Genomic DNA, 12,084 nt, shown 5'->3' on the forward strand with positions numbered 1-12,084 from the left:
TGGCGGCGATCAGGGCAAACCGGAGTTATATGGAAGGCTCTATTAACGGATTAGTACCACTTTCCATCGAATCACTGTTAGGCAACACACGGAGGTAGTTCGTATGTGGGTAAGAGATCAATACTCTGGTCCAGGCGGCGGTCGCTACACAGGCCCCGGTGGTGGTTTGTACACTGGGCCTGGTGGCGGCATGTACACAGGCCCCGGAGGGGGGCTATACACAGGGCCAGGCGGCGGCATGTACACAGGTCCCGGAGGGGGGCTATACACAGGTCCGGGCGGCGGCCTGTACTCAGGCCCCGGAGGCGGGCTTTATACGGGGCTTGGCGGTGGTCTCTACACTGGACCTGGTGGCGGGCTTTATACCGGTCCTGGTGGTGGAGGTTATACGGGGCCAAGCAACGAACCGTACATGAGTAACATCCCACCGTGGCATGTTTTCGTGCAAGAACTTGAACGCAGAGGCATGCATCAACTTGCAAATAAAATTCGGTCTGTGTTGCGCATTTGAAGTGGTATCGCCCAACAATATGCTCAAATCGTTCGCTTCGCTCACTGGAACGGGCTAAAGCCCGCCCCTTAGCCAAACGTTATGAAATCAGGACACCCACCTTGCTGAACAAAATTCCGTATAGCCAGCCCGTGGATTTCAATTAGCCGTAAGGCGTAATCGAACCTGCATGGGACGGTAATATGTGGTGAATGCCGGTTGGCGCGGATCAACCAATCTGACACGATCGCCATAAATCACGATCGTCAAAAACCAAAGAGCCGCCCAATGGGCGGCTCTTTGCATCAGCTATTTATGGCTGAATCGTCACTCGGCCTTGGGCGGCGCAACAATAGCGATCGCCGGTTGGTCACCCTCCTTGATCCAGGCATCCAGCAGGGTGTAGCCCACCGCCAGCACCACGGGGCCGATAAAGAGGCCGATGATCCCCATCGCCAGCAGGCCGCCGATGACCCCCACCAGGATGAGAATAAGCGGCAGATCCGCCCCGCGTTTGATAAGGAAGGGGCGCAGGAAGTTGTCCATGGTGCCCGCCAGCAGTGACCAGACCAGCAGGAAGGTGCCCCAGGTGGTGTCGCCGCTCCAGTAGAGGTAGCCGACACAGGCCAGCAGCACGGGGAAGGGGCCGATCTGGGCGACGATCAGCAGGAACATCACCACCACCAGGATCATGGTGTAGGGGATGCCGGCAATCAGCAGGCCGACCCCGGCTACCGAAGATTGCACCAGGGCTGTGACCACCACCCCCATGGCCACGGCGCGGATCGCCTGGGAAGCCAGCACTGTGGCATTGTCACCACGCTCCCCCGCCAGGCGGTGGGCGAAGCGGCGGATCCCGTCGGCTGCCTTCTCACCCGAGTGGTAGAGCAGGCCGCAGATGGCAACGGTCAGCAGGAAGTGGACGAACAGCAAGCCCAGATTGCCGGCCTGGGAGGCGAGCCAGCGGGCAGTCTGGCCAAAATAGGGTGCCAGCTTGGTAAACAGCACCTGACCACCGCTCGCCAGGATCTGCTGCCAGAAGTCGTAGAGCTTGCCGCCCACCAACGGTATCTGCTGCAGCCAGAGCAGCTCGGGCGGCGGCGAATGGCTGATGGTGGTGCCGAGCTCGATCAGCATGGGCGCCTTCTCCGCCACATTGGCCAGCGCCATGAACAGCGGGATGACGAAGATCAGCAGCAGTATGCTGGTCATCACCAGCGCCGCCAGGGCGCGCTTGCCCCACAGCAGGCGCTGGGCCATCCGCATCAGGGGCCAGGTGGCTATGGTGATCATGGTGGCCCACACCAGTGCGGGCAGGAAGGGGCGCAGCACCATGAAGCACGAGATGATGAGGATGCTGAGAAACAGCACCCCCAGGGTTATCTTGGCCAAGTCCACTTTTTTCATATTCATAGCAATCCCTTGTCGGGGCCGGAGCCCTTGGGTAGCGGGTCAGAGTTCATGAGTGAGAGTATCCACCAGAGGCCGGCGCTCAACCAGAGCCCCAGGCAACCATAGAGTAGCCACTGGCCGAGCAGGATGAGCCAGGAGCTGGTCAGCCAGAATGGCAACGCCCACAGCAGCGCCCCGAGGGGCAGGCCGCCGAGCAGGGTGATCGCCAGGGTGTACCAGGGTTTTTGCCGCTCTCGCGGCAATGGCAGCCGCATGCCGAGGGTCAGACCCAGACTGAACATGGCCAGGCCTGCCAGCGCCGAGGATTGGCTCCACCAGGCGGCCAGTGTGCAGATGAGGCTGAGCCCGCCCCAGATCCATGGCCGGGCAGCCATGCCGGACAAACCGGAATGGATCGTCAGCATCAGGGCGCCCAGCAGCAATCCCGCCGCCACATCCGACAGGAAGTGGACGCCGAGCCAGACCCGGGCCAGCCCGGTCAGGGCCGCCAGCAGCAGTGCCAGCGAGGCGCCGCGCCAGGGGTTGGCGGGCCAGCACCATCTGAGCAGCAGGCCCCAGAACAGCAGAGCCGAGGCGGCGTGACCGCTCGGCATGCCAAAGCCCTGGGCACTTACGTGCGCCAGCGCGGGATCGAGATGGAAGGGTCTGGGCCAGCCTGTGCCCTCTTTGGCTAGCTGAACCAGCAGGGTGAGGGTCAGCATGGCCAGCAACAGCTGACGCAGACGGGGCCAGCCCAGCAGCGGCAGCAGCAAGGGTAGCAGGGCAAGCTGAAAGGCGGCTGAACCAAACAGATTGCTGGCATCAAGCCAGGGGGCACTGGCCCCGATCCAGCGCTGCAAGCGCTGTATCAGCGGGACTTCCGCCCGGTGCAGAGCATTGCCTTCACCGCTGAAATCCGGCAGCCACAGCACCGGGCTGTCGGGGATGTCGGCCAGCTGGGGGGCCAGCCAGTCGAGCTGCGCCGGAAAGCGGCGCTGCCCGTCAGGCAGCCGGGATGGGGCTATCAGCCTGGCGTTGAGGATCTCGCCGCCCAGGTTGGGGGCCCGCAGCAGGGAGACGAAGCCCGAACCTGTCTGCGCCCGGATGGGTTCCAGTGTCTGGCAGGCAAACAGCACGGCGCGCTGCCATGGTCCCAGCTCGGCGATGATCCTGCCGCGCAGACCTGTCTCTTCAAACAGCTCGCGCAGTGCCGCCTGTTGCGGCGTCTCGCCCGCGTCTATGTAACCGCCGGTCAGGCTGTAGCGGGAGGAGACCCTGTCCTGCACCAGCAGCAGCTGTTGTTGATGTTTGACCACGCAGACGGCGGCCGTGGGGGCGGCCGAGACAGGCAGTGTCAGCAGCAGGGCGCAGAGCAGTAAAAAACAGGAACGGAACATGGTGCCTGAGCGTTGGGGGACTATGGGCGCAAGGGTCACAGAAATCAGATAGTTGGGCAATGGTTTCCTGCCAGGGGCCCACCGGATGGCGGGTTTGGCTCTGGCCCAGCCTGCGCACAAGGATTGCCCTGTGGTGAGGCAGTCCCTAGTATTGGCAGCTATGTTATTTTCATGCAGCAAACCTTGGGACCTTCCATGAAACAGTTTGGTTTTTTTCTGGGCATCGCCATCGGCGTCATTCTGATACTGTTCGGCAGCATAGTTATCTTCCAGGCCCTGCCCGCCGCCCTGGACGTGCTGGAGATGCCGAGCCGCATCCCGTTCGTGCGCGAGGTCTACACCTGGCTGATGACCAGTGCCAACGGCCTCACCGGCCAGCTGGAGCAGAATTTCCTGGAGGCGTTCCAGACGGTACTCAAGCTGATACTGCTCATCACCTTCATGTGGGTCTGCGTCAAGCTGGTCAACATGGGGGTCTTGATCATCCGTGCCGGGGTGGACCTCATCCGCACCGCCATCGAGCACAGCGAAGGTGCCCAGACCAAGAAGTCCGAGCACGACAGCCACTTCCAGTAAGCAGGCGACACCATGAAACCGGCCACCTTCGGGTGGCCTGTTTGCATCTTGTGTTCACTCGATAGTGGGCAGGTGATCCGCCGGCGGTGACTGCACCACATCCTGATAGCGGGCGATAAGTCGCTTGAAAGCCTCCCCCTGTCTGACCTTGTCGAGCGCCTGTTGCAAGCGGGCGACCTGCTGTTTGTCGGCGGCGGGGTTGAAGGCAAAGCAGTTGTCCTGCTCCGCCAGGGTGGCGACCGTGACGAAGGTGTCCGATGGAAAGCCCAATTGTCTGGCCTGATGGAACAGCATCACCTCGTTGCCGGCCACCAGATCGGTGCGGGCCATGATGAGCTGGCGCACCACCTGATCCATCCGCTCCACCGCCATCAGGTTGGCGGGGCTGATGCCCCGGTTGAGCAGCAGTTGTTCCCCCACATCCGCCTGCATGACGCCGATCTGCAGCCTGGCGAGATCGGCCTTGCTGGCCACCCTGGGGGCATCCCGCTTGCGGCCCACCAGCGACACCCGGGAGTGGCTGATGGGGCAGACCCAGAGGAAGTGGGGATCCCGCGCCTGGGTGCGGGCCGTGGTGAACAGCACGGCATCCGGCTGCTGGGTCAGCAGATACCAGGCCTTGGCCCAGGGCATGAAGTGGATGGGTTGTTCCGGTTCCCCCATCTCCTGCCACATCAGCCGCAGCAGCTCGACCGCCAGGCCGGTGCTGTTGCCCTTCTCATCCTGGCCGTTGAACGGCATGTTCTGCTCGGAGTAATAGGTGAACGCCGAGGCGGGCAGTGCTGTGCCCAGACAGCAGCAGATCATCAGGCTGAGCAGACGCGACATGGCAGCACTCCTTGCAACAAATCGTCCTTCCAGTTTAGGGGGCTATGTCGAGAAGTTCATGATTTCACGCACCCGGTAGCGTGGATGGCGAGCAGCTGTGACGGGGAGCTAGGGAGAAGGAAAACAGCCAGGCCATCTTGCGATGGCCTGGGGAGGGACTTACTTGAGCAGGGCTTCCATCTCGGCTTCGGCAGCGGCGCGCGCGGCCGCATCCGCCGTCGTCGTTGCGGTCGCACTGGCGCTGCTGATCGCCTGCTTGGCGGGGCCGGTCACGGCCTTGGTGGCCTGCTGCTGTACTGTGGCAGTGGCGTTGCTGACCGCCTGCTTGGTCGGTTCGACCACGGCCTTGGTGGCCTGTTGCTGTACGGTGGTAGTGGCGCTGCTGACCGCCTGCTTGGCGGGTTCGGTCACAGCCTTGCTGGCCTGCTGCTGTACCGTGGCGCTGGCGCTGCTGACCGCCTGCTTGGCGGGGCCGGTCACGGTCTTGCTGGCCGCCTGCTTGGCGGGTTCGGTCACGGCCTTGCTGGCCTGCTTCTGTACCGTGGTGCTGGCGGCTTGCTTGGCGGGCTCGGTCACGGCCTTGGTGGCCTGTTGCTGGGCCGAGGTGGTGGCGCTGTTCACTACTTGCTTGGTGGTGTCAGCCATGGTCTTGCTGGCGCCCTGCTGCAGGGAACCCAGCACGCTGCCGAATACCGAGCTGGTAGTGGCGGCGCCGGTCAGGCTCTTGGTCGCAGAGCCGGCCAGACTGTTGGTGGCGCCGGAGAGTGCTGTGGCCGTCGGGTTGCCCTGCGTCTGCCAGTTTTGCATCTCGCTTGGCCAGGTCGGTGCGCCTGCGGCCAGGTTCTCGCCAAATACCTGGGGTGTACCATCGCCCTTGAGCAGCATGACGGACATCTGGTTGGTCTGTGAGTTCCACACCATGCCGGCCTGCTTGGCAACGTCCGGCACGGGGGCGTAGCGGGAGACCACGTAGAACAGCGGGCCCTCCTGCTGCAGCTCGTTGGCTGTCTTGAGCAACTGCATGGTGCTGTCGTAATTGGGACCCAGAATGCCGGTCATTCGATCCTTGATCATGGGCTGTTCGAACAGGTTGGCTTCGTTGGGGTCGAAACCGACCAGCGGCTTGAGCAGGGCCCACATCAGTTGACTGGTAGGGCTCATCAGCAAGAGGGGGGCGACGCAGGCGGACAACATCAGGCTCAGGCAGGCCGCCTGGAGCAACGGCATGATACGCATTGGGATAATATCCAAATAACGATTTTATTAATAAGGTTATATTCGTCGAGAACCGACAAATCCACCGGGGTTTTCCTGCGCCGGTTTTGACGGGCGTGAGCAGGCGCTGGCAGGCTATCATATTGGCTTGGGAATGCCAGTCGGCGTATGGCTTATTAATCAAGTTTGCGCCGTTTCCGGTCGCTTTCATTCCGTACTGAGCAAGGAGTGACACCATGAATGCAAGCAAGTGTGGGGTGGGTTGCCTGCTGCTGGTTTGGCTGGGCAGTGCGACTGCCGTCGCCGGGCCAGCCGACGTGACACGGGTGCAGGCGGGAACCGAGCTGGTGCTGCCGCTGGGGTCGTTGCCGGAGCGAGTCTGCTGGTATCAGGATCAGAAATATTCGCTGGGTGCCCGCATTCAACAGGGCGACAGCTGGCTGGAGTGCGGCCCGCAAAACGCGCTGGAGAGCAACGGGCCACTGGCCTGGCGCGAGCCTGAAAGGGCGTCGCATGCGGCCGATAAGGTGGCGAATAGCAGCACCATCAGCGTGGGTCAGTGAGGCTTTTCTTGATCCAGCTAAAGACATGGACGTGACCTCTATCGCATAATGCGGCTCTTTTCCTCTCTTGGCTGGAACCTAAGAAATGGCTCGTCGCTCTTCCAATGCACAACGTCGTCGCAGTAGCTGGTGGTACAAACGCTTGTTGGCAAGGGAGCGGGAAGAGCGCGAAGCGCGTTCCGTCCGGGATTGATACCGCAGTGAAAAACGGAGCCTCGGGCTCCGTTTTTATTCATCACCGCAGGCGGGTAACTGTGCCGCTCTTCCAATGCACAGCTTGGTTGCCGTAACGGGTGGTACAAACGCTTGTTGGCAAGGGAGCGGGAAGAGCGCGAGGGCGCTGCGTCCAGGATTGATACCGCAGTGAAAAACGGGGCCTCGGGCTCCGTTTTTTATTCATCACCGCAGGCGGGTAACTGTGCCGCTTTTCCAATGCACAGCTTGGTTGCCGCAGCGGGCGGTACAAACGCTTGTTGGCAAGGGAGCGGGAAGAGCGCGAGGGCGCTGCGTCCTGGATTGATACCGCAGTGAAAACGGAGCCTCGGGCTCCGTTTTTTATTTATCAAGCACCGTCATGACGAGAACGGGGGCCAGCAGGCCCCCGTTTTGCTTTTGCAGATGTTGGCTGCCTGCGACTTAGCGTTGCAGGGCGGCCAGTGCCAGTTCGACCCGTTTGGCGTACTCGGGGTCGGCCTGCTCGAAGTGCTTGAGCTGGGCCGCGACTATGGCGTCATCCTCCACATTGATGAGGGAGCGGGCCAGGTTGGCGGCGAGGCGTGAACGTTGCCCCTCATCCATGATGCGGAACAGGTTGCCCGGCTGGCTGTAGTAGTCGCTGTCGTAGTCGCGAAAATCGTAGTGCAGGGCGGCCCCTTCCAGACTCAGCGCCGGCTCGTGCTGCTCGCTCGGCTGCTGGGTGCCGAAGCGGTTCGGTTGGTAGTTGGGGCTGGCGCCGCCATTGCTGTCGGCCCGCATGGCACCGTCGCGGTGGGCACCGTGGTGGAACGGGCAACGCGGTGCGTTGACCGGCAGCAGGCCGTGGTTGACGCCAAGGCGATAGCGCTGGGTGTCACCGTAGGAGAACAGGCGGCCCTGCAGCATGCGATCCGGCGAGAAGCCGATGCCGGGCACCACGTTGGCCGGGGTGAAGGCGGCCTGCTCCACGTGGGCGAAGTAGTTGTCCGGGTTCTGGTTCAGCTCCAGCATCCCCAGCGGGATCAGCGGGTAGTCGCTGTGCGGCCATACCTTGGTGAGGTCGAACGGGTGGATCTGGTAGGTCTGGGCCTCGGCCTCCGGCATCACCTGCACATAGACCTTCCAGCGCGGGAAGTCGCCCCGCTCGATGGCGTTGAACAGATCCGCCTGGCTGGTCTCTCTGTCCTGACCGACGGCATTGGCCGCCTCTTCATCTGTGTAGAAGCTGTGGCCCTGCTCGGTCTTGAAGTGGAACTTGACCCAGAAACGTTCGCTCGCGTCGTTGATGAAGCTGAAGGTATGGCTGCCGTAGCCGTTCATCTCCCGCAGGCTCTTGGGGATGCCGCGGTCGCTGAAGAGGATGGTGACCTGGTGCAGGGATTCCGGATGACGGGACCAGAAGTCCCAGGCGGCGGTGGCGCTGCGCAGGTTGGTGCGCGGATCCCGCTTCTGGGTGTGGATGAAGTCCGGGAATTTCAGCGGATCGCGGATGAAGAAGACCGGGGTGTTGTTGCCCACCAGATCCCAGTTGCCCTGCTCTGTGTAGAACTTGAGGGCGAAGCCGCGCACGTCGCGCTCGGCGTCGGCCGCCCCCTTCTCGCCGGCCACGGTGGAGAAGCGCAGGAAGACGGGGGTCTGTTTGCCGACGGCATTGAACAGGTTGGCCTTGCTGAACTGGCTGATGTCATGGGTCACGGTAAAGGTGCCGTAAGCGCCCGAGCCCTTAGCGTGAACCACCCGCTCCGGGATCCGTTCCCGATCGAAGTGAGCCAACTTTTCCATCAACCAGATGTCTTGCATCAGCACTGGGCCACGGGGGCCGGCGGTGAGGCTGTTGTTGTTGTCGACAACGGGGGCGCCATTGGCACTGTGCAGGGTCTTGTCGTTCATGGTGCTTCTCCTTGTTGGTGAGCCTTGAGTCTATAACAAGGAAAAACCCCGGAACCAATGGGCCTTCCCTCGCCCTTTGATAGGCATCACAAATGGGTGGGGCTGGGGGGATGACCGGACCCTTCTGATGCTGCATGATGAGGTTTTCGAGAAGGAGCCTCAGATGCAGATCACCATTCGTCACGCCGAACCGGCCGATGCTCCCGCCTTGCGGGATCTCTATGCCATGCCCAACGCCCAGGCGGGCACCCTGCAACTGCCCTATCCGACCCTGAGCGTCTGGCAGAAGCGGTTGGAGAACGGCAGCGTGGTGGCGCTGGTGGCCGAGGTCGACGGCCTGCTGGTGGGCCAGCTCTCGCTGCATATCGAGCCCAATCCCAGGCGCAAACACGTGGCTTGTATCGGCATGGGGGTGCGGGATGACTGGGCCGGCAAGGGCATAGGCTCGGCCCTGTTGGGGGCCGCGCTGGAGATGGCCGACAACTGGCTCAACCTGCAACGTGTCGAGCTCACCGTCTATACCGACAATCCGGGGGCGCAGGCGCTCTATCGCAAGTTCGGCTTCGTCGAGGAGGGGCTGGCCCGTGGCTACGCCTTCCGTCAGGGTGAGTACGTGGATGCCCTCTACATGGCGAGGATCCGGCCATGATCGACTACCGCCGCCGGCTCATCCCTGTGCTGCGGGCACTGGAGCAGGAGCCGGATCTCTCCATCGAAGCGCTGGCGGAGCGGGCCTGTCTCTCCCTCTATCACTTCCACCGGGTGTTCACCGCCGTGGTGGGGGAGTCCCCCGGCGAGATGTGTCGCCGGCTGCGCATGCAGCGGGCGGCCTGGCAGCTCTGCTATACCGATGCCAGCGTCACCGCCATCGCCCTGGGGGCGGGGCTCGGCAGCTCCCAGGCCTTTGCCAAGGCGTTTCGTCGTCACTATGGCTGCACCCCGGGAGCGTTTCGCCGCGACAAGGGCAAGAACGGACACCATGAGAGCAAGGAAGGACACGCATGGAACGGCCCGTCCCCTTATGCTGAAGGCCACTCATCAGCAAGGAGCAACACCATGAAAACCGTCGAGATGGATGCCCGCACCCTGGCCTATGTCAGGGTCACTGGCCCCTATGGCGAGGGCTATGACGCCGTCAGCAACCGCCTGCACCAGTGGGCTGCTGCGCGCGGGCTGGAGGACGGGGAGTGGATCTTCATCTACCACGACAACCCCGAGGTGACGCCGCCTGCCCAGTGCCGCACCGACATCGGCATCACAGTGCCTGTCCAGACCCGGGGCGAGGGGGAGGTGGAAACCCAGCTCATCCCCGCCGGGCGTTATGCCCAGTCCCGTTACCTCATCACCGACCGCAACCAGTACCGACCGCGCTGGCAGGAGCACATAGGCGACATAGTCGCGGCCGGGCTGGCGTTCGGCGACGGCCCCTGCTTCGAGCTCTATCACAGCGTCAGCTACGATCCCCTGCGCGACGATGTGAGTTTCTTCTCCAGCGTGCGCTAGGCAGACGGCAATAAAACGAGGCGCCCTGGGCGCCTCGTTTTGTTTGGGGGGACTGGAGTTCCGGCATGCCTGTAACGTCAGGGTTGGCTCGGCACCTTGTCCCGCCTCGATTTCCACCACCAACGCAGCCGGATATGGGAGATCAGGCATGTGGGCCAGCATCAGACGACAGGTCGAAGCTGGCCCACTCGGCTAGGGTTGGCTGGGCACCTTGTCCCGCCGCGATTTCCACCACCAGCGCAGGCGGATCTGGGAGATCAACATGCCTGCCAGCATCAGGGCGCAGCCCACCATGGCGCGTTCATCCAGGGTCTCGCCGAGCAGCAGCACACCGCCGATGGCGGCAAACACCGTCTCCAGACTGAGGATGATGGCGGCATGGGCCGGATGGGCGCCGCGCTGCCCCACCACCTGCAGGGTGTAGCCCACCCCAACCGACACCAGACCGGCATAGAGCAGGGCCTGCCAGCCGGCCACCGCGCCACTCAGACTGGGGGTCTCGATGACCAGCGCCGTACCCAGGCTGAGCAGGCCGCACACCACGAACTGAACGCCGGCGAGGCGAATGGGGGCGACCCGGCTCGAGTAGTGATCCAGCACCAGCAGGTGTACGGCCCAGAACAGGGCACCCACCACCTGCAGCAGGTCGCCGTAGCCTATGGTGAAATCCTCGGTGACGCTGAGGTAGTAGAGCCCCGCCATGGCGATGAGGGCGCCAACCCAGGTGTTGGCTCCCGTCTTGTGGCGCAGGGCGAGCCCGATCACCGGCACCAGTATGATGTAGAGACCTGTGATGAAACCCGCCTTGGCTGCCGTGGTGTAGAGCAGCCCCACCTGTTGCAGCGAGGCGGCGCTGAACAGCACGGTACCGGCGATGAGGCCGCCGGTCAGCAGCAGGCGGCGATCACCGGACTGACCGGTGGGCTGGCGTGACTTGAGCCACCACAGTAGCGGCAGCAGGGAGGCGGCCCCCAACAGAAAGCGCAGGCCGTTGAAGGTGTAAGGCCCCATGTGGTCCATCCCCAGCCGCTGGGCGACGAAGCCCAGCCCCCAGATGGCGGCGGCCATCAGTAACATCATGTTCGAACGCATACGAATTCATCCCTGAAAAGGTGGCGGGCAGGCGCCCGTCCGCAAAACTCCAGCCACCAAGATAACCGTGTGCGGGGGGATTTGTCTTTAACGCTCGCGAGTTTGGTCCGCAGGAGGGGCAGCGAGGGGAAAAGGGTGGCAGCCGCAGAATGGCCGTGCAGGGGCCGGATTGATCCGTATGGCTGCTGAATAAGCGTCGCCTTCAGCTGCTGGCAAGTCTGGCCAGCAGGGGGATCAGGGTGAGCAGCAAGAGCCTTGCTGACCAGGCTCAGGATCAGCCGTTATTGCGGTTTCATGGCAGCTGCCTTCAGCTGTTGGCGAGTCTGGCCAGCAGGAGGATGAGGGTGAGCAGCAAGAGCCTTGCTGCCCAGGCTCAGGATCAGCCGTTATTGCGGTTTCATGGCGGCTGCCTTCAGCTGTTGGCGAGTCTGGCCAGCAGGGGAATGAGGGCGAGCAGCAAGAGGTTGCCGCGCAGGATCCAGATCACCCAGAACTGCTGCTGGATGGAGACCATGGGGGCCCGACCCTGGCGAAGGGAGCGGCGCCAGCGATAGAAGAGGCGGCTGGGGTAGCCAAAGCTGATGGCCATCACGAAGAACAGCAGCAGCTTGGTGCGATAGCCGGGGTTGGCTAGCAGCACGGCGGGCTCGTCGGGGTGGGCGAGCACCTGCAACACCCCCGTGATGAAGATGAGCAGCAGGGCCAGCGCCGCCAGGCCGTCGGCCAGCAGCAGCTTGCGCACCTGTTCGATGGACATGCCGCGCCGGAACAGAAAATACTCTGAGGTGATGGCCCCGGTCAGGGTGATCACGGCGCAATAGTGCAGCGCCATCAGCAGATCCGGGTTCAACATCCGTGTCGATTACCTCTTGTTGAGCACATAACCAGCTTCCTTTTGGACGCCATCCCGTGGTGCTGATATTCTGACACTACATCATGTCTG

Annotated in this window: 11 protein-coding genes; 4 read left to right on the top strand and 7 right to left on the bottom strand. The window is 62.9% G+C overall.

Annotated elements, in window-relative coordinates:
- Positions 1-817 precede the first annotated feature (817 nt).
- Both ydiK and CK910_RS06555 read right to left on the bottom strand, forming a co-directional pair.
- Positions 818-1,903 carry an AI-2E family transporter YdiK gene (gene ydiK / locus CK910_RS06550; RefSeq protein ID WP_172955255.1) on the bottom strand — a complete coding sequence of 362 codons (1,086 nt, stop codon included), beginning with the start codon at positions 1,901-1,903 and terminating at the stop codon, positions 818-820.
- On the bottom strand, positions 1,900-3,279 hold the full coding sequence (locus tag CK910_RS06555) for a bifunctional NUDIX hydrolase/phosphatase PAP2 family protein (RefSeq protein ID WP_098985010.1): 1,380 nt from the start codon (positions 3,277-3,279) through the stop codon (positions 1,900-1,902). The genes ydiK and CK910_RS06555 overlap by 4 nt, the downstream gene beginning before the upstream one ends.
- Before the next feature lie 195 nt (positions 3,280-3,474).
- Between CK910_RS06555 and CK910_RS06560 the strand changes: the two genes are divergently transcribed.
- On the top strand, positions 3,475-3,855 hold the full coding sequence (locus CK910_RS06560; protein ID WP_172955256.1) for a hypothetical protein: 381 nt from the start codon (positions 3,475-3,477) through the stop codon (positions 3,853-3,855).
- A 54-nt stretch (positions 3,856-3,909) separates the two neighbouring features.
- Here CK910_RS06560 and CK910_RS06565 read toward each other — a convergent pair whose 3' ends face one another.
- On the bottom strand, positions 3,910-4,683 hold the full coding sequence (locus tag CK910_RS06565) for a substrate-binding periplasmic protein (RefSeq protein ID WP_098981685.1): 774 nt from the start codon (positions 4,681-4,683) through the stop codon (positions 3,910-3,912).
- A gap of 159 nt (positions 4,684-4,842) precedes the next feature.
- On the bottom strand, positions 4,843-5,919 hold the full coding sequence (locus CK910_RS06570) for a hypothetical protein (protein WP_098981687.1): 1,077 nt from the start codon (positions 5,917-5,919) through the stop codon (positions 4,843-4,845).
- A gap of 215 nt (positions 5,920-6,134) precedes the next feature.
- Here CK910_RS06570 and CK910_RS06575 point away from each other — a divergent pair, with 215 nt between their 5' ends.
- Positions 6,135-6,461, top strand: a complete 327-nt coding sequence (locus tag CK910_RS06575; protein ID WP_098981689.1) for a YnjH family protein — start codon at positions 6,135-6,137, stop codon at positions 6,459-6,461.
- A 636-nt stretch (positions 6,462-7,097) separates the two neighbouring features.
- Here the strand turns inward: CK910_RS06575 and CK910_RS06580 are convergent.
- Positions 7,098-8,546 carry a catalase gene (locus CK910_RS06580; RefSeq protein ID WP_098981692.1) on the bottom strand — a complete coding sequence of 483 codons (1,449 nt, stop codon included), beginning with the start codon at positions 8,544-8,546 and terminating at the stop codon, positions 7,098-7,100.
- Between the two features lie 163 nt (positions 8,547-8,709).
- Between CK910_RS06580 and CK910_RS06585 the strand changes: the two genes are divergently transcribed.
- A complete protein-coding gene (locus CK910_RS06585) occupies positions 8,710-9,195 on the top strand; it encodes a GNAT family N-acetyltransferase (protein ID WP_098985011.1) in 486 nt (161 codons plus the stop codon).
- Entirely contained in the window at positions 9,192-10,049 is an 858-nt protein-coding gene (locus tag CK910_RS06590) for an AraC family transcriptional regulator (protein WP_098981695.1), read from the top strand. The genes CK910_RS06585 and CK910_RS06590 overlap by 4 nt, the downstream gene beginning before the upstream one ends.
- A 192-nt stretch (positions 10,050-10,241) precedes the next feature.
- On the opposite strand, the gene CK910_RS06595 is transcribed toward CK910_RS06590, so the two are convergent.
- Together CK910_RS06595 and CK910_RS06600 are read right to left on the bottom strand one after the other, a co-directional pair.
- On the bottom strand, positions 10,242-11,141 hold the full coding sequence (locus CK910_RS06595; RefSeq protein ID WP_098981697.1) for a DMT family transporter: 900 nt from the start codon (positions 11,139-11,141) through the stop codon (positions 10,242-10,244).
- A 412-nt stretch (positions 11,142-11,553) separates the two neighbouring features.
- On the bottom strand, positions 11,554-11,994 hold the full coding sequence (locus tag CK910_RS06600; RefSeq protein ID WP_043141487.1) for a DUF2214 family protein: 441 nt from the start codon (positions 11,992-11,994) through the stop codon (positions 11,554-11,556).
- Between the last annotated feature and the right edge of the window lie 90 nt (positions 11,995-12,084).

Origin of the sequence: Aeromonas sp. CA23, from assembly GCF_002587065.1 — a bacterium.
GTDB classification, from domain to species: Bacteria; Pseudomonadota; Gammaproteobacteria; order Enterobacterales; family Aeromonadaceae; genus Aeromonas; species Aeromonas bestiarum.

Excerpts from the sequence above, each read along its gene's own strand:
- CK910_RS06565 (WP_098981685.1), bottom strand. The coding sequence starts at position 4,683 with ATGTCGCGTCTGCTCAGCCTGATGATCTGCTGCTGTCTGGGCACAGCA.
- CK910_RS06595 (WP_098981697.1), bottom strand. The coding sequence starts at position 11,141 with ATGCGTTCGAACATGATGTTACTGATGGCCGCCGCCATCTGGGGGCTG.
- CK910_RS06585 (WP_098985011.1), top strand. The coding sequence starts at position 8,710 with ATGCAGATCACCATTCGTCACGCCGAACCGGCCGATGCTCCCGCCTTG.
- CK910_RS06575 (WP_098981689.1), top strand. The coding sequence starts at position 6,135 with ATGAATGCAAGCAAGTGTGGGGTGGGTTGCCTGCTGCTGGTTTGGCTG.
- CK910_RS06600 (WP_043141487.1), bottom strand. The coding sequence starts at position 11,994 with ATGTTGAACCCGGATCTGCTGATGGCGCTGCACTATTGCGCCGTGATC.
- CK910_RS06570 (WP_098981687.1), bottom strand. The coding sequence starts at position 5,919 with ATGCGTATCATGCCGTTGCTCCAGGCGGCCTGCCTGAGCCTGATGTTG.
- CK910_RS06580 (WP_098981692.1), bottom strand. The coding sequence starts at position 8,546 with ATGAACGACAAGACCCTGCACAGTGCCAATGGCGCCCCCGTTGTCGAC.
- CK910_RS06560 (WP_172955256.1), top strand. The coding sequence starts at position 3,475 with ATGAAACAGTTTGGTTTTTTTCTGGGCATCGCCATCGGCGTCATTCTG.
- CK910_RS06555 (WP_098985010.1), bottom strand. The coding sequence starts at position 3,279 with ATGTTCCGTTCCTGTTTTTTACTGCTCTGCGCCCTGCTGCTGACACTG.
- ydiK (WP_172955255.1), bottom strand. The coding sequence starts at position 1,903 with ATGAATATGAAAAAAGTGGACTTGGCCAAGATAACCCTGGGGGTGCTG.
- CK910_RS06590 (WP_098981695.1), top strand. The coding sequence starts at position 9,192 with ATGATCGACTACCGCCGCCGGCTCATCCCTGTGCTGCGGGCACTGGAG.